This window comes from Cupriavidus sp. FW306-01-F10A (assembly GCF_058782785.1).
In genome coordinates this window covers 21396-37936 of the sequence record NZ_JBYSYA010000014.1, presented here as the reverse complement: position 1 = coordinate 37936, position 16541 = coordinate 21396, and the positions used below count along the sequence as shown (strand labels likewise).

Genomic DNA, 16541 nt, shown 5'->3' with positions numbered 1-16541 from the left:
CTTGCTCCTTGCCTCGATATGTTTCGATGACCCGACAAAAGCCGAGCGGGGCATTAAGTGCCTGCAGAAGTGGCGGTCTTCTATCCGATTGCTCTAACTTACATCCCCTCTCCCTCTTTTTGTAGCCTCATGTAACCATGCCACGTTATATCGGCCACAAAACTTCCAATAGAAGCGAAATAGTTTTTCTCCCGTTCTGATGCTCAACAATAAAGTGCCACTTTCGACACTCCACGCTGTCGGCGACCTACAAGGTTGTGCCGCCTCACTGGACACACTACTGGCAGAATTGCCGACCCCGCCAGCCCTCCGCTTCGTCGGTGACCTGGTCAACCGCGGCCCAGCCTCCCTCCAAACCCTCCGTGCCATCCGCGCTATGGGCAGCCGCGCCGAAACCGTCCTCGGCAACCACGACATCCACCTCCTCGCCGTCGCCGCCGGCGTCCGCAAAAAAGGCAAATCCGACACCCTGGACGACATCCTGACCGCCCCCGACCGTGAGGACTTGCTAACCTGGCTCCGCCACCGCCCCCTGGCCCTGCTGGAAAACAACTTCCTCCTGGTCCACGCCGGCGTCCTCCCCCAATGGACCGCCACCCAGGTCATCGACCTCGCCCGCGAAGTCGAAGATCAACTCCAAGGCCCCAACTGGCAACGCTTCCTCGCCGACATCTTCGGCAACGCCTCCGACCGCTGGCACGACGGCCTGCGCGGCATCGAACGCCACCGGGTGGTGGTCAATGCCCTCACCCGGCTGCGCTACTGCACTGTCGATGGCGTGATGGACTTCAAGACCAAGGAAGGCCTGGGCAAGGCGCCGGACGGGTTCATGCCGTGGTTCGACGTGCCGGGGCGGCGTACCGAGGATGTGACCGTGGTATGCGGCCATTGGTCGACGCTGGGCCTGGTCATGCGGCCGAATCTGATGGCGCTGGATACTGGCTGCGTCTGGGGTGGCAAGCTGACGGCGGCCCGGTTGGCACAGGATCCTGCCGAACGGACCGTCGTTCAGGTTGATTGCCCGCAATATTGTGACCCGCTGGCCTGACTGGCAATCCCGCGTTGGCGGGGACGACAGGACGGCTAGCTGATGGCAGCGGAGCTTGGCTGGGGCACGCCGCCGGGCTCGACGGGGTGGTTCAGCCGTCGGGCCGCGGCGGCAGCGTGTTCCGGCGCGCCCTGGCTGAGGTGGGCGACCACCTCCCTGGCGGAGTTCGCAAGCTCGCGGCGGTCGCCCGAGGCCGGCACCAGCGCAGGCCCGATTACCAGCCTGGCCTTGATTCGGGGTGCGCGCAAGACCGCTTCCAGTGACTGCAGCAATGTGGTCTCGCCGATGTAGGCGGCGGCAAGTGTTGGTTGCCCCGTAGCGGCATCGAGGTAGTTCAGTCCCAGAGGCTGCACGGGCAACCCGCCAGAAATCGGCGCCTGCATCAGGTTGGCGTGGAATGGCAGCACCTCGGTGCCGTCGGTCGTGGTGCCTTCCGGGAACACGCCGACGAGGTCGCCCTGCAGCATCACGTCGGTGATGTCGTGCAGCACGCGGTGGGCGTCACGCTTGCGCGCCCGTTCGATGAAGATCGTTCCCGTCTTGCCGCACAGCCAGCCGATCAGCGGCCAGTCGCGTATCTCTGACTTGGCGACAAACCGCACCGGCTGCCAGCTGTGGATGACGTAGATATCCAGCCATGAAATATGGTTGGAAACCACCATCGCGCCCTGGCGGCCAGCGCCGTGCGACGCTGCGCCGGTGGCGTCCACCACTTCGACCTCCACCCCGCAAATCCGCAGCAACCGCCGTGACCAGCGGCGAATATGCCACTCGCGCGTGCGCACGCCCAGCCACGGGAACAGCAAGGCGCAGGTCACCAGCCCGCGCAGCAGGTGCAGCACCAGCGCGGTCTTGCGCAGCCAGATCATGCGTGGGCGTGGTTTCCGTAGACGACTTGCCCGCCGACCAGGGTCATGCGGACCTTGCCTTCCATCTCGTAGCCGAGCCACGGTGAGTTCTTGCCCTGGCTCTTGATGGAGCGGCGGTCGACCTTCCAGACCTGCCTGGGGTCGAACACGCACACGTCGGCGGCGCTGCCGACGGCCAGGGTGCCGGCCTTCAGGCCGATCACGCGCGCGGGTTCGGCGGTGATGCGGGCCAGTGCCTGGACCAGCGGGACCTTGTGCTCGGCGGCCCAGCGCAGGGTCAGCGGCAGCAGCAGTTCCAGGCCGGTTGCGCCCGGCGATGCCTCGGCGAACGGCAGCAGCTTCTCGTCGTCGTCCACTGGCGTGTGGTCGGAGCACAGGGCGTCGATGGTGCCGTCGGCCAGCGCGGCGACGATGGCGTCGCGGTCGCGCGGGCTGCGCAGCGGTGGCGAGAAGCGCATCTGCGAGTTGAAGTAGCCGATATCCATGTCGGTCAGCGAGACGTGGTGGATATTGACGTCGCAGGTCACTTTCAGGCCTTCGCGCTTGGCCTGGCGCACCAGTTCCAGCCCGGCGGCGGACGACAGGCGGCACAGGTGCACGCGCGCGCCGGTGCTGCGCATCAGTTCGAAGATGGTGTGCAGGCGCACGGTTTCGGCGATCACTGACACGCCGGACAGGCCCAGGCGCGATGCCACCGCGCCGCTGGCGGCGACGCCGCCGCCCAGGAACGGGTCTTCCGGGCGCAGCCAGACGGTGAAGCCGAAGGTCTGGGCGTACTGCAGCGCGCGCAGCAGCACCTGGGTGTTGAGGACAGGGGCCTCGGCCTGGCTGAAGCCGACGCAGCCGGCTTCCGTCAGCTGGTTCATCTCGGTCAGCGTCTCGCCCTTCAGGCCCAGCGTCAGCGCGCCCAGCGGGTACACGTGGGTCTGGTTCAGGGTTCGGGCGCGGAACTTCAGCATTTCCACCAGGCCCGGTTCGTCGAGCACCGGATCGGTATCGGGCGGGCAGACCAGGCTGGTCACGCCGCCGGCGGTGGCGGCGGCCACTTCGGATTCGAGCGTGGCCTTGTATTCGTAGCCGGGCTCGCGCAGGCGCGCGGACAGGTCGACCAGGCCGGGGCACACGATCAGGCCGCTGGCATCGACGGTCTTGTTGGCGGTGAAGTCCGCCGGGGCGCTGCCAACGCCGACGATCTTGCCGGCGGCGATGTAGAGGTCCTGCGTGGCGTCGGTGTTGCTGGCCGGATCGATCAGGCGGCCGCCCTTGATGTGAATCTTCATAGCTTGGCTTGTCGTGTCGCTTGGCTGGTTCGGTGTGGTCTGGCGCGTTTCGTGGGTCAGCCCTGTTGTCATTCGTCGCTGTTCCCGGCCACGATGCCCATCACCGCCATGCGCACGGCGATGCCAAAGGTCACCTGGTTCAGGATCACGGACTGCGGGCCGTCGGCCACGGCGGAATCGATCTCGACGCCACGGTTCATGGGTCCCGGGTGCATCACGATGGCGTCGCGATTGGCCAGTGCCAGGCGCTCGGGCGTGAGGCCATAGGCCTTGAAGTATTCCTGCGCCGACGGCAGCAGCGCGCCGCTCATGCGCTCGTTCTGCAGCCGCAGCATGATGACCACGTCCACGCCCTTCAGGCCCTCTTCCATGTCGTGGAAGACGCGCACGCCCATCTGCTCCAGCCCCGACGGCAGCAGCGTGCGCGGACCGATGGCGCGCACTTCGGGCACGCCCAGCGTGGTCAGCGCGTGGATGTCGGAGCGTGCCACGCGCGAGTGCAGGATGTCGCCGACGATGGCCACCGTCAGGTTGGTGAAATCCTTCTTGAAGTGCCGGATCGTGTACATGTCCAGCAGGCCTTGCGTCGGGTGCGCGTGGCGGCCGTCGCCGGCATTGATCACGTGCACGTGCGGCGCGACGTGCTCGGCGATCAGGTAAGGTGCGCCCGAGCTGGCATGGCGCACCACGAACATGTCGGCGGACATCGCCGACAGGTTGTTGATGGTGTCCAGCAGCGACTCGCCCTTGCTGGTCGACGAGGCGTTGATGTTCAGGTTCAGCACGTCCGCCGACAGCCGCTTGGCGGCGATCTCGAAAGTGGTGCGGGTGCGGGTGGAGTTCTCGAAGAACAGGTTGAACACGCTCTTGCCGCGCAGCAGCGGCACCTTCTTGACATCGCGGTCTGAGTCGGACAGCGATACGAACTGGCTGGCGGTGTCGAGGATGTGCGTGATCATGTCACGCGACAACCCCTCGATCGACAACAGGTGCTTCAGTTCGCCGTTCTTGGTGAGCTGCGGGTTGCGGAACGTCTTGGTCATGGCTGGTCGGGCGCGGGCAAAAAACGGGGGTGGTCTGGTCTCGGAGCTGGGGGCCAGGCGCGCACGGGCGCGCCTGGGGCATGCGGGCCGGTTTAGCCGGTGGCGGAATCGGTAGGTTCGGTCGCAAAGGCGAATTGTGCGCCGGCACCCTCGCCCTGGCGCGACAGCACCAGCGTGGTGCCGGGCGGCAGCGCCATCTCGGCGGCAGTCAGGTCGGCGGCAATCGGCAGCTGGCGCCCGCCGCGGTCGACCAGCACGCCCAGCGCCACGCGCGCGGGGCGGCCGTAGTCGAACAGCTCGTTGACGGCGGCACGGATGGTGCGGCCGGTGGCCAGCACATCGTCGATCAGCAGGATGTTGCGGTCATCCACCGAAAACGGCAGCGTGGTCGGCTGGGCCTGGCTGTGCAGGCCCTTCTTGGCATAGTCGTCGCGATGGAAGGCAACGTTGATCACGCCATGCTCGGGCAGCTTCAGGTCAGCGGCCAGCCGCGCGGCGATCCATGCGCCGCCAGAATGGATGCCGGCCACCGACCAGCGCGCACGCTCGGCCTCGGGGATCAGGGCCCGGGCCTGGTCCAGCAGCTTGCGGTACAGCGACTCGGCGTCGGGAACGGAAATCTGCGTCATAGCGGGAATTGGTCGAAATACTGTTGCAGGATGATGCGGGCGGCCTCGGCATCGAGCTCGCCGCGGCGGGCGCCGGCCATCGACGCGGCGCGCGAGGTATAGCGCTCGTCCACCCACTCCACCGGCAGGCCGAAGCGGCCGTTGAGCTGGTTGCCGAAACGCCGCGCCAGCTTCATCGAGGGCTGCTCGCCCCCTTCGGGGTTGACCGGCATGCCGACGATCAGCTGCACCGGGTTCCACGCCTGGATGAGCGCCGCCACGGCCTCGAAGCGGCCTTCCACGGTGATATTGGGGAGAATGGTCAGCGCACGCGCCTCGCGCGTGATGAAGTTGCCCAGCGCAACGCCGATCTTTTTTTCGCCGTAGTCGAATGCCAGGACCGTGCCGTCGCGGGGCAGTTCACGCCCCACGGCATCAGGCATGCCCGGCCTCGCCGGACAGCATGGTGAAGTCGATGCCCAGCAGCCGGATGGCGGCGGCGAAGCGATCGTCGGGCGGCACGCTGAAGATGATCTCGGGGTCGGCCTGGACCGTCAGCCAGCCGTTGCGGCTGAGCTCTTCCTCCAGCTGGCCGGCGCCCCAGCCGGAGTAACCCAGCGTCAGCAGGAAGCGGTGCGGGCCGCTGCCGTTGGCCACGGCCTCGAGCACGTCCTTGGAGGTGGTCATCTCCAGCCCGCCGGGCACGGCCAGCGACGACACATAGACGCCCACCGGGTCATGCAGCACGAAACCGCGCTCGGTCTGCACCGGGCCGCCGAAGTAGACCGGCTGGTGCGCGACTGGCTGGATTTCAAGCTTGAGGTCGATCTTGTCGAACAGCGTGGCCATGTCGATGTCGATGGGCCGGTTGATCACCAGCCCGAGCGCGCCACGCTCATTGTGTTCGCAGATATAGACGACGGAACCCGAAAAGGTCGGATCGGCCATGCCAGGCATGGCAATCAGGAACTGATTGGTCAGATTGATAGGTGCTTCGGGCTTCGCCATGCCTTGCATTTTATCAAATCGCCGGGGGTCTTCCGGAAAAGATTGGCGGGCGCTGCAGTGCAGCAATGAGCGCCCGGCCACGCTCTGGAACTGCCGTTTGGCTCAATCCTTGCGGGTCAGGGCGGCCAGCTCTTGTGCCGTCAGCCAGCGCCACTCACCTTCGGCCAGGGCCGGATCGAGCTGCAGGCCGCCAATGGCGCTGCGATGCAGCGCGCTGACATGGTTGCCGGCCGCCGCCACCATGCGCTTGACCTGATGGTACTTGCCTTGCACCAGGGTCAGCCGCAGGCTGCGTTCGCCGGTGATCTCACACGCTTCTGCCGCGATCGGTGCCGGTTCGTCGAGCAGCTGCACGCCACTGCACAGCGCATCGGCCTGCTCCGGCGTGACCGGCTCGGCGGTCGTCACTTCATAGATCTTGGGCACCTTGCGCTTGGGCGAGGTCTGGGCGTGGATGAACTGGCCATCGTCGGTCAGCAGCAGCAATCCGGTGGTGTCGTGGTCCAGCCGCCCCACGGCCTGCACCTCGCGCTGGCGCAGCGGCACCGGCAGCAGGTTGTAGACGCTGGGATGATGGCGCGGACGCTGCGAGCACTCGTAGCCGGTGGGCTTGTTCAGCATCAGGTAGGCCTTGGTGCAGGCCAGCCATTCCTCGCCGTCGACGGTGAGCCGCAGGCCGTCGACTTCAAACTGCGCGCGCGGGTCTTCGCACAGTTCGCCGTTGACCTCGACCAGCCCGGCGGCGATCAGGTCGCCGCAGTACCGGCGCGTGCCAAAGCCCTGGGATTGGAGGATGCGGTCGAGTGTCATGGAATGGAAAGTACGTAAGGATGGTTGATGGCCCGGGATGACAAGCGCCACGGAGCTCTGGGCAACCGTTTGTGTGCTCCCTCTCCAGCAAGCGGAAGAGGGAGCAAGCCGTCAGTTTGCAGGCTTTGTCAGCGGTGAGTTCGCGAGCGCCTGAAATCCTCAGGCCGCCAGCATCGCGCTCTCGCGATAATGTCGCTGCGCGTCGTCGAAGCGCTCGGTTTCCTCAAAAAGCCGCGCCAGCGCCAGGTGCGTGCGCACGCGCAGCCGGCGCTGCTGGTCGGGCTCGGCATATTTCAGTGCGCGCTCGAAGCTGGACTGGGCCTTGCCCCACAGCTTCTCGCCCAGGCACAGCACGCCCAGCGAGTAGTAGAGGTCGGCGTCGGCGGGATGCGCGGCCAGCCACTTCTCGGCCTGCTGGATCTGCGGCAGCGCGTGGCCGGGAACGGCGCAATCGGCATAGCGCAGCACCAGGCGGCTGTCCCAGTTGACCTTGAGCGCGTCTTCGATGATGCGGCGGGCTTCATTCTGCCGGCCCAGCGCCGCGAAGTAACGCGCCGCGGGTTCGGCGATGCGGGTGGCGCGGCGTTCGTCGGCGGACAATGAGCGCCAGAACTCGGTCAGCGCGTCGGCGTCGTGGCGGCGTTCCTCCAGCATGGCTTCGACGGCCATCTGCTTGAGCCGCAGCGCCAGCACCGGATGCAGCGCGTTGCGCTTTTCCAGCGAGCGCGCCAGGCGCAGCACCTCGGTCCAGTTCTTCAGGTGCTGGTGCGCGCGCAACGCGATGCGCTGCACGTGGATCTGGCGCGCACCCTGCGACTGCAGCTGGGCGATGGTCTCCAGCGCGCCGTCGGCGTCGCGGGCATCGACCAGCAACTCGGCCATCGACACCAGCCGCGCCTGCTCGCGCTCGGGGTCGGTGACCTGCGCCATCCAGGCGTCGCGCCGCTCGGTTTCCTGCATCCGGTGCGCGGCGCGGGCGCCGATCAGCGCGGCGGTCTGGGCCTGGTCGTCCCAGGACTGCGCCTCGCGCGCGGCGCGCTCGGCGCGGGCGAAGCGGCCGGCAAACAGGTTTTCGATCGACTCGCGCAGCGCCGCCTGTGCCTTGCTCATGCGGCTGCGCTCGCGGTAGGCGGCGGCGCGGCGCGGCATGTCGGCCAGATGGCGGACGGTGGACATCACCGTCCACACCACGAAGAACAGCAACAGCAGCAAGGCCAGCGCCAGGTTCAGCGACAGCTCGACGCGATACGGCGGATAGAACAGCACCACATTGCTGTGGTTGAACTGCGTGAACAGGGCCAGCCCGACGGCGCCGCCAAACAGGACCGCAACCCAGAACAGAAGGCGCATGGGCTTACTCCTTCTTCAGGGCATGCAGCGCGCCCAGGCTTTCGGACATGGTCGGCAACTGCACCGTGACCGCGCCGGCCTGCGCCTGCCGCAGCAGCGTCAGCACCCCCTGCACCCGGCGCGACTTGGTATCGAAATAGCGGCCGATCATCGCCTGCGCGGCGGCCAGGTCGTTGCGGAACACGGGTTCGTTGCGCGACAGCAATGCCAGGCGCGCATTGAGCAGGCGCAGCTTGACGTTCTCGCGCAGGAACCAGCCCTGGTCGCCAGACAGCAGCAGCGCCTCGGCGTCGTCGACCTTGCGGATGCGGACCACCTGCGCCAGTTCTTCGCGCAGGTAATCCCACAGGCGCGTGAACCAGCCCGGGCCCGCGCCGTTGGCGGCGGCCGGCGCGCTGGCACCGTTGGCCGCGGCGCCCTTGCGGGCGTCGGCCTCGCTGCGCTCCAGCATGCGTTCGCTGGACAGCAGCGGCAGTGAGTCGACCTGGTTGATGGCCTCGTCCAGTTTAATTGCAGAGCCGGTCAGGTCGGTGTCGGGCACCGCCTTCATGCGCGCGACGTCGCGCGCGATGGCGCGGCGCAGCAGGTTGTATTGCGGCTTGTCGGCGCGCGCCAGGCGGGCGTCGGCGCTTTGCAGCGCGGCCAGCGCCACCTGCACGTTGCCGGTCAGCTGCAGTTGCTGGCCGGCACTGGTCAGCAACTGCTGGATCTCGGCGATTTCCCAGTCGTCGCGGTTGCGCATCAGGTCCTGGTAGACCTGTTCCAGCGCCACCTGCTTGTCGCGGGTCTCTCCGACCTGGTTCTCCAGTGCACCGACCTTGGCCTGCAGTTCCTTGACCGTGTCCTGCGCGTTGCGGGTGAGCACGCGCGACTCCTGCACCAGCGCATCATTGCTTTGCTGGCGGCGCGCGAGCTCGCCGGTCAGGTGGTCAACGCGCTGCTGCAGCCACCAGAAGCCGCCAGCCGTCGCCACCACCAGCACGGCGACGAGCGCCCACAACGCAGCGGACCGCCGTGAGGCTGCACTGGGAGCAGCGGGGGTAGCGGGGCCCGGCGCGGACGCTGCTTGCGCCGATGCTGCGGAGGCCGCCGTGGGCGGCGGCGTAGCGGAGGAGGACGTGGTTTCTTGCGTCACGCGTTCGACCTTCGTTGACGTTGCGGGAACTGCTGCGTCCGGCACGGGGGCCGGCGGCGCTTCGGCTGTGGCGCTGGGCGGGCTGGCGTCGATTGCCGCGCTGGCCATGCTTGCCGGCGCCGGACCGGCATGGGCATCGGCCCACTGCAGGCACGCCGCCAGCAGGCCGGCATCGCCCGGGGCGGCGCGCAGGATATGGGGAAAGCCCAGCGCCAGCGCCTGTTCGGCGATTCTCGCATGCGGCGCGATGCACTGCACCTGCCGCAGGGCAGCGTCTTCCTCAGGCGACAGATGCTGGCGTGCCAGCGCGTCAAGGTTGCGCACCGCTTCAGAACTGGTTAGGAGCCACGCATGCGGCGCCGCGCCGGGACGCAGGTTGTCGCGCACGGCCTGCCACTGCATGGCGCTGGGTTCGGGCAGCGTGCGCTGGTAGGCCTTGACGGCCTCGACCTGGGCGCCGGCCTCGCGCAGGCGGTCGCCCAGCCAGTCGCGCCCGCCGTTGCCGCGGATGATCAGGACCGGCTTGCCCGCCAGCGCGGCGGGATCGAGCTGGGCCCACAGGGCCTCGGAGTCGAAGCGCAGCGCTTCGGCCTCCGGTGCGGCGTCATCGGGGCCCTGCCCGTTTGCGGCAGCGCCCGCGGGCGCGATCACCCGGCACGCGGGCGGCGCGATGCCGCGCTCGGCCAGGGCCGCGACGCTGGCCGGCCCGACCACCGCCACCGGCACCTGCGCCGGCCATTGGGCCACGGCCACGCCCTGCACGCCAGCCAGTGTGTCGAGCGCGTAGGCAATGGCATTGGGACTGACAAAGACCACCAGCGCGAAGGTGTTCAGCCGCACCAGCGCCGCGCGCAGCGGCGCGTCGTCAACGGCCGGGCCGATGCCCAGCAAGGGAAAGCTGAGTACGTCCAGGCCCGCGGCCTGCAGCGCCTCGGTCAGTTGCCGGGACTGCCCGGCGGGTCGTGTGACAACGACGGTCGGGCTGGGCATGGGGCAGCCTCAGGCAGGAGCTTGGGAGCCGGCGGGATCGCCAGAATCGGCCAGTGCCGCGAGGATGGCTGCGGCACCCTGCGCCAGCAGGTCGCGCGCGCAGGCCTGGCCAAGCGCTTCGGCGGCGGCCAGGTCAACTGCCGGGCCGGACGCGGCAGCGCGGATGGCGCGCGTGCCATCGGGCAAGGCGACAAAGGCGTCCAGCTTCAGCTGATCGCCTTCCCAGCGCGCATGGGCGGCCAGCGGCACCTGGCACGAGCCGCCCAGCATGCGCGACACGGCGCGCTCGGCGCTCACGGCCAGCGCCGTCGGCTGGTGGTTCAGGGGCGCCAGCCATTGCGCAAGTTCAGGCCGGTTGGCCAGGATCTCGATGCCGAGGGCGCCCTGGCCTGCGGCCGGCAGCGACACCTCGATCGGGATCAGCGCGCGGATGCGCTCGCCCAGGCCCAGGCGCTTGAGGCCGGCGGCGGCCAGGATGATGGCGCCGTATTCGCCGCGATCCAGCTTGCCCAGCCGCGTGTCCAGGTTGCCGCGCAGCGGCTTGATCACCAGCTGCGGATAGCGGCTGCGCAGCGCGGCTTCACGGCGCAGGCTGGAGGTGCCGACCACGGTGCCGGCCGGCATCTCGTCCAGCGAGGCGTAGGCGGAAGACACCAGCGCGTCGCGCGGATCCTCGCGTTCCATCACCGCGGTCAGGGCGAAGCCTTCGGGCAACTCCATCGGCACATCCTTGAGCGAATGCACCGCCAGGTCCGCCCGGCCTTCGTCCATCGCGAACTCCAGTTCTTTGACAAACAGACCCTTGCCGCCGACTTTGGACAGCGTACGGTCTAGAATCTGGTCTCCGCGCGTGGTCATGCCAAGAATGGACACGTCGCACGCGGGATAGTATTGTTGCAATGCAGCACGCACATGTTCTGCCTGCCACAGGGCCAGACGGCTCTCTCGGGAGGCAATGACGAGCTTTTGCGGAAGATTGCGAGACACGACAGCGGTAGAGGAAGACAGGGTGGCAGACGACATGCGTCAATGGTAGCACGCGACCCAATAGTCCCTCCGCATCAATAGATAAGCTAGAAGCAGAACGAGGAGATTGCATGACGCAGCATGCTGCGCGCCCCAACGGCCGGCGGACCGCCCCGGCTGCGAAAGACCAAAGCCCTGCCCTCGGCGCCGGCCAGGGTGACGCAAACGGCGCATCCACCGCCGAACCGAAACGCCCCGCCAGCCGCAGCGGGACCAAACGTTCCCCCAAGCCCAAGCTTTCCATCGTGTCGAGCAACGGAACCACCATCGCCCCCACCGCCCGCCGCACCGCCGACAAGGACGTGCCGCTGCGCGAGGACATCCGCTTCCTGGGCCGCCTGCTGGGCGAATGCCTGCGCGAACAGGAAGGCGACGCCGCCTTCGAGGTGGTCGAGACCATCCGCCAGACCGCGGTGCGTTTCCGCCGCGAGAACGACCGCGCCGCCGGCGCGGAGCTGGACCGCCTGCTCAAGCGCCTGTCACGCGACCAGACCAACCAGGTCGTGCGCGCCTTCAGCTATTTCTCGCACCTGGCCAATATCGCCGAGGACCAGCACCACAACCGCCGCCGCCGCGTGCACGCGCTGGCCGGCTCGCCGCCGCAGGCGGGCAGCCTGGCCCACGCGCTGGAGGCGATCGACGCCGCCGGCGTGACTGGCAAGCAGCTGCGCAAGTTCCTGGACGAGGCTCTGATCGTGCCGGTGCTGACCGCGCACCCGACCGAAGTCCAGCGCAAGAGCATTCTCGACGCCGAACGCGAGATCGCCCGCCTGCTGGCCGAGCGCGACCTGCCGATGACCGCGCGCGAGCGCGACCACAACACCGCGCAGCTGCGCGCCAAGGTCACCACGCTGTGGCAGACCCGCATGCTGCGCGATTCGCGCCTGACGGTGGCCGACGAGATCGAAAACGCCCTGTCCTACTACCGCACCTGCTTCCTGCGCGGCATCCCGCAGCTGATGAGCGAGCTGGAAGAAGACATCGCCGCGGTGTTCCCGACCACGCGCAAGCGCAAGGGCACCCCGGGCGCGCAGCCGGCGCCGCTGGCGCCGTTCCTGCAGATGGGCTCCTGGATCGGCGGCGACCGCGACGGCAACCCCAACGTCACCGCCGAGACGCTGGAGCACGCCGCCAGCCAGCAGGGGCAGATGATCATCGACTGGTACCTGGATGAGGTCCATGCGCTGGGCGCGGAGCTGTCGATGTCGACGCTGATGGTCGACGCCAGCCCGGAACTGCTGGCGCTGGCCGAGCGCTCGCCCGACCACTCCGAGCATCGCGCCGACGAACCCTACCGCCGCGCGCTGATCGGCATCTACGCGCGCCTGGCCGCAACCAGCAAGGCGCTGACCGGCCACGCCGTGCCGCGCCGCCCGGTGGCGCCGGCCGAGCCCTATGACAGCGCCGAGGCCTTTGCCGCCGACGTGCAGGTGGTGGTCGACTCGCTGCGCGCCAACCATGGCCAGGCGCTGGCCAATGGCCGTATCGACGCGCTGGCGCGCGCCATCGGCGTGTTCGGCTTCCACCTGGCATCGGTCGACATGCGCCAGGTCTCGGACGTGCACGAGGCGGTCATCGCCGAGCTGTTCGCCGCCGCCGGCATCGCCCCCGACTACGCCGCCCTGCCCGAGGCGCGCAAGCTGGAACTGCTGCTGGCCGAACTGCGCCAGCCGCGCCTGCTGACGCTGCCGTGGCACGAGTATTCCGAGCAGACCCGCAAGGAACTGGCGATCTTCGCCGCCGCGCGCGAGCTGCGCGCGCGCTATGGCAAGCGCATTGCGCGCAACTACATCATCTCGCACACCGAGACCCTGTCGGACCTGGTCGAAGTGATGCTGCTGCAGAAGGAATCCGGCATGCTGCAGGGCACGCTGGGCAGCAAGACCGACCCGGCGCGCATGGAACTGATGGTGATCCCGCTGTTCGAGACCATCGAGGACTTGCGCAACGCCGCCGGCATCATGCAGTCGCTGCTGGACCTGCCGGGCTTCGACTCGGTGATCGCGCACCATGGCGTCGAGCAGGAAGTGATGCTGGGCTACTCGGACTCGAACAAGGACGGCGGCTTCCTGACTTCAACCTGGGAGCTGTACAAGGCCGAGCTGGAGCTGGTGCAGCTGTTCGAGCAGCGCCAGGTCAAGCTGCGCCTGTTCCACGGCCGCGGCGGCACCGTCGGCCGCGGCGGCGGCCCGACCTACCAGGCCATCCTGTCGCAGCCGCCGGGCACGGTGAACGGCCAGATCCGGCTGACCGAGCAGGGCGAGATCATCAACAGCAAGTTCGCCAACGCCGAGATCGGCCGGCGCAACCTGGAAACCGTGGTCGCCGCCACGCTGGAAGCCTCGCTGCTGCCGCAGCAGAACGCACCCAGGGACCTCGACATGTTCGAGGCCGTGATGCAGCAGCTGTCGGACCGGGCCTTCACCGCCTACCGCGACCTGGTCTACGAGACCCCCGGCTTCAAGGACTACTTCTTCGCCACCACGCCGATCACCGAGATTGCCGACCTGAACCTGGGTTCGCGCCCGGCCTCGCGCAAGCTCATGGACAAGAAGAACCGCCGCATCGAAGACCTGCGGGCGATTCCGTGGGGCTTCTCGTGGGGCCAGTGCCGGCTGCTGCTGCCGGGCTGGTACGGCTTCGGCAGCGCGGTCAAGTCGCTGCTGGACACCGCGCCGGACGACAAGGCGCGCAAGCTGGCCGTGACCACGCTGCGCCGCATGGTCAAGACCTGGCCGTTCTTCTCGACGCTGCTGTCCAACATGGACATGGTGCTGGCCAAGACCGACCTGGCCGTGGCCTCGCGCTACGCCCAGCTGTGCGACGACGCGGCCCTGCGCCGCACCGTGTTCAACCGCATCAGCAAGGAATGGCACCTGACCTGCGAGATGCTGACGCTGGTCACCGGCCACCAGGAACGCCTGGCGGACAACCCGCTGCTGGCGCGCTCGATCAAGAACCGCTTTGCGTATCTCGATCCGCTGAACCACTTGCAGGTCGAGCTGCTCAAGCGCTTCCGCTCGGGCAAGGATGGCGATGACATCCGGGTGCGGCGCGGCATCCACCTGACCATCAACGGGGTCGCGGCGGGCCTGCGCAATACGGGCTGATTGGCGTCAGAATGCTGCCGGTCTGCGCCCCTCTCCCGCGAGCGGGAGAGGGGCGCTTCCACATCGGGCGGCAGCTCTTTCAAATGGCGCCAGTCTGACCCCTCACCCCACAAACGCCCCCGGCACCGGATCTTCACCCAGCGCGTGCAGCAGCACCGCCCAGTGCATCGCCTCGTCCCCGAGGATGCTGCCGGCGGCGCGGGTCAGTTCGCGGTTGTGGAAGTTCGGCAGCACGCCCAGGTAGGCTGCGGTGGCGCCCTTCTCCAGCCCCGCGGCAAAGCGCAGCACATCGGCCTGGGTCTTCAGCTTTTCAGTCGGGAAGGTGTATTCCGACGCCTTCTTCGCCACCACCGGCGTGCCGCCCAGCTTCGACACCGTCCCGGCCAGCACCTGCGCGTGCGCCTTGTGGTGGTCCTGGAACTTGACCGCGGTGGCGAGCACCGGCTTTTGCAGCAGGCCGCTTTCCGCGCCCACCTGGTAGGCGGCGATCGCCTGGTATTCCAGTCCCAGCGCGGTGTTCAGGATATTGATGTCGTCCCTGGTGCTGCCCGACTGGGTCTGCGCCCAGGCCGGCATGGACTCGCCTAGGCTGATGACGGCGAGCGAGCCCAGTGCGAACAGGCCCGGCGCCTTGAGCAGCCCGCGGCGGCGCGCATCGGGCGCGGTCACAATGCGGTCACGGGAATCGGCCGGATCTGCCGTGGCGGCAGTCGTGCGCATGCGTTCCATGGTGTTCTCCTGTGTGGGATCAACGGCGCCGCGGCCCGCAGCCTGGGGCCGCCATCGTGCGCCTGCCATCTGATACGCACGCCGGGGCCAATCGGATGCAAGGTCGTGCCTATAATCCGGCAACACCCTTTCGCGAGACGCCCCGGTGCCCCCCTCTCCGGTGTCCCCTTCCGCCGAAACCTACGCCGCGCCGCCCGGCGCCGAGCGGCTTGCGGCCCTGCTCCAGGCCGTGGCCATCGGCGAGCGGCAGGCGCTGCGCGGCCTCTATGACCTCACCGCGACGAAACTGTTTGGCCTTGCGCTGCGTATCACTGGCAGGCGCGATTGGGCGGAGGATGTCGTGCAGGAAAGCTTTGTCAGCATCTGGCACCACGCCGGCGACTACCGGCCGCACCTGGCCGCGCCGATGACCTGGATGACCGCGATCGTGCGCAACCGCGCGCTGGACTGCCTGCGCCGGGCGAGCGCGGCACGCGTCGGGCAGACGGTCGAGCTTGACGAAGACCTGGGCGAATGGCTGGCCGACGACACTGCCGGGCCCGCGGAACTGGCCGATGCCAGCCAGCAGGCACGCGCGCTCAACCGCTGCCTGCAGCGCCTGGAGCAGCCGCAGCGCCAGGCCATCATGCTGGCCTACCTGCAGGACCTGAGCCACGCCGAGCTGGCCGCCCGCCTGCGCGCGCCGCTGGGAACGGTCAAGTCCTGGATCCGGCGCGGCCTGGAGCGGCTGCGCAGCTGCATGGAGGGCGCGGCATGAAGCTGGCCAGCCATCCCGACCTGCTCGACCGCATCGCCGCGCAGTACGCGCTGGGGGTGCTGCGCGGCGGCGCACGGCGCCGCCTGGAACAACTCGCACGCGAAGAGCCCGCGGTGCGCGCCGCGATACACCGCTGGCAGGCGCGGCTGGCGGGCGTGGCCGAGTTGCAGGCGGCCGCCGAGCCGGTCGACAAGGTATGGTGCGGGATCGAGGATCGCCTCGGCTGGAAGGTGGCAGATCAGGTCGGTCAGCCGGACCGCCCGGCCCCTGACACCCGCCCCGCGGACGGCTGGTGGCAGCGCCTGTGGTCGGCCCCGGTGTTCTGGCGTGGCGCCGCCGCGGCAATGGCCATGGTGGCGGTGCTGGCCGTCGGCATCGGCATCCAGCTGGCCCGACAGGATCAGGCGGCGCCGGCCGAGGTCGTCGCCGTGCTGAACGACGACCGTGCCCAGCCTGCGATGCTGGTGTTGTGGGATGCCGGCGCACGCAGCCTGATCGTGCGCCGCCTGGATCACCTGGCGCTGAGCGACGAGCAGGTATTGCAATTGTGGGCGCTGCCTGCAAGCGGCAAGCCGCAGTCGCTGGGCGTGATCGGCCGGACACCCGAAGCCCGGCTGGCGCTGGCGCAACTGCCCGCGGCGGTGCCCGCGCTGGCGGTCAGCATCGAGCCGCCGGGCGGCTCGCCCAATGCCGATGGGCCAAGCGGCCCGGTGGTGTTCAAGGGGCCTGTGATCCACAGCCGGCTCTGATGAACGGCGCTGCCGCGCCGGCCGACGCC

General features: G+C 68.5%; 15 protein-coding genes. 4 read left to right on the top strand and 11 right to left on the bottom strand.

Annotated elements, in window-relative coordinates; genetic code table 11:
• Positions 1-199 precede the first annotated feature (199 nt).
• Complete coding sequence (locus AC3WLF_RS20000) at positions 200-1048, top strand: symmetrical bis(5'-nucleosyl)-tetraphosphatase (protein WP_492358697.1); 849 nt, start codon at positions 200-202, stop codon at positions 1046-1048.
• Positions 1049-1083: 35 nt separating this feature from the next.
• On the opposite strand, the gene AC3WLF_RS19995 is transcribed toward AC3WLF_RS20000, so the two are convergent.
• The 10 genes from AC3WLF_RS19995 to hemC form a co-directional block, all read right to left on the bottom strand.
• Positions 1084-1917, bottom strand: coding sequence for a lysophospholipid acyltransferase family protein (locus AC3WLF_RS19995; RefSeq protein WP_013957748.1), 834 nt, complete (start codon positions 1915-1917; stop codon positions 1084-1086).
• Positions 1914-3197, bottom strand: a complete 1284-nt coding sequence (locus AC3WLF_RS19990; RefSeq protein WP_492351450.1) for a dihydroorotase — start codon at positions 3195-3197, stop codon at positions 1914-1916. Before AC3WLF_RS19990 ends, AC3WLF_RS19995 begins: the two co-directional genes overlap by 4 nt.
• A 68-nt stretch (positions 3198-3265) precedes the next feature.
• Positions 3266-4240 carry an aspartate carbamoyltransferase catalytic subunit gene (locus AC3WLF_RS19985; protein WP_010813825.1) on the bottom strand — a complete coding sequence of 325 codons (975 nt, stop codon included), beginning with the start codon at positions 4238-4240 and terminating at the stop codon, positions 3266-3268.
• A gap of 92 nt (positions 4241-4332) precedes the next feature.
• Positions 4333-4869 carry a bifunctional pyr operon transcriptional regulator/uracil phosphoribosyltransferase PyrR gene (gene pyrR / locus AC3WLF_RS19980; RefSeq protein ID WP_492318869.1) on the bottom strand — a complete coding sequence of 179 codons (537 nt, stop codon included), beginning with the start codon at positions 4867-4869 and terminating at the stop codon, positions 4333-4335.
• Positions 4866-5291: a Holliday junction resolvase RuvX gene (gene ruvX / locus AC3WLF_RS19975; protein ID WP_012353630.1), complete on the bottom strand. Its 426-nt coding sequence runs from the start codon at positions 5289-5291 to the stop codon at positions 4866-4868. Before ruvX ends, pyrR begins: the two co-directional genes overlap by 4 nt.
• Positions 5284-5856 carry a YqgE/AlgH family protein gene (locus AC3WLF_RS19970; protein ID WP_010813828.1) on the bottom strand — a complete coding sequence of 191 codons (573 nt, stop codon included), beginning with the start codon at positions 5854-5856 and terminating at the stop codon, positions 5284-5286. The genes ruvX and AC3WLF_RS19970 overlap by 8 nt, the downstream gene beginning before the upstream one ends.
• Positions 5857-5958: 102 nt before the next feature.
• Entirely contained in the window at positions 5959-6666 is a 708-nt protein-coding gene (locus tag AC3WLF_RS19965; RefSeq protein ID WP_492356372.1) for a pseudouridine synthase, read from the bottom strand.
• Positions 6667-6825: 159 nt separating this feature from the next.
• Complete coding sequence (locus AC3WLF_RS19960) at positions 6826-8016, bottom strand: heme biosynthesis protein HemY (RefSeq protein WP_492356371.1); 1191 nt, start codon at positions 8014-8016, stop codon at positions 6826-6828.
• 4 nt (positions 8017-8020) lie between these two features.
• Positions 8021-10141, bottom strand: coding sequence for a fused uroporphyrinogen-III synthase HemD/membrane protein HemX (gene hemDX / locus AC3WLF_RS19955; protein ID WP_492358696.1), 2121 nt, complete (start codon positions 10139-10141; stop codon positions 8021-8023).
• A gap of 9 nt (positions 10142-10150) precedes the next feature.
• A complete protein-coding gene (gene hemC / locus AC3WLF_RS19950) occupies positions 10151-11164 on the bottom strand; it encodes a hydroxymethylbilane synthase (protein WP_492356369.1) in 1014 nt (337 codons plus the stop codon).
• 74 nt (positions 11165-11238) lie between these two features.
• Between hemC and ppc the strand changes: the two genes are divergently transcribed.
• A complete protein-coding gene (gene ppc, locus AC3WLF_RS19945; RefSeq protein WP_492318873.1) occupies positions 11239-14277 on the top strand; it encodes a phosphoenolpyruvate carboxylase in 3039 nt (1012 codons plus the stop codon).
• A gap of 102 nt (positions 14278-14379) precedes the next feature.
• Here the strand turns inward: ppc and AC3WLF_RS19940 are convergent, their stop codons facing one another.
• Complete coding sequence (locus AC3WLF_RS19940) at positions 14380-15006, bottom strand: ferritin-like domain-containing protein (RefSeq protein WP_492358695.1); 627 nt, start codon at positions 15004-15006, stop codon at positions 14380-14382.
• A gap of 160 nt (positions 15007-15166) precedes the next feature.
• On the opposite strand from AC3WLF_RS19940, the gene AC3WLF_RS19935 reads away from it, so the two are divergent.
• Entirely contained in the window at positions 15167-15763 is a 597-nt protein-coding gene (locus AC3WLF_RS19935) for a sigma-70 family RNA polymerase sigma factor (protein ID WP_010813835.1), read from the top strand.
• On the top strand, positions 15760-16512 hold the full coding sequence (locus tag AC3WLF_RS19930; protein WP_492318874.1) for an anti-sigma factor: 753 nt from the start codon (positions 15760-15762) through the stop codon (positions 16510-16512). The genes AC3WLF_RS19935 and AC3WLF_RS19930 overlap by 4 nt, the downstream gene beginning before the upstream one ends.
• The last annotated feature ends 29 nt before the right edge of the window (positions 16513-16541 follow it).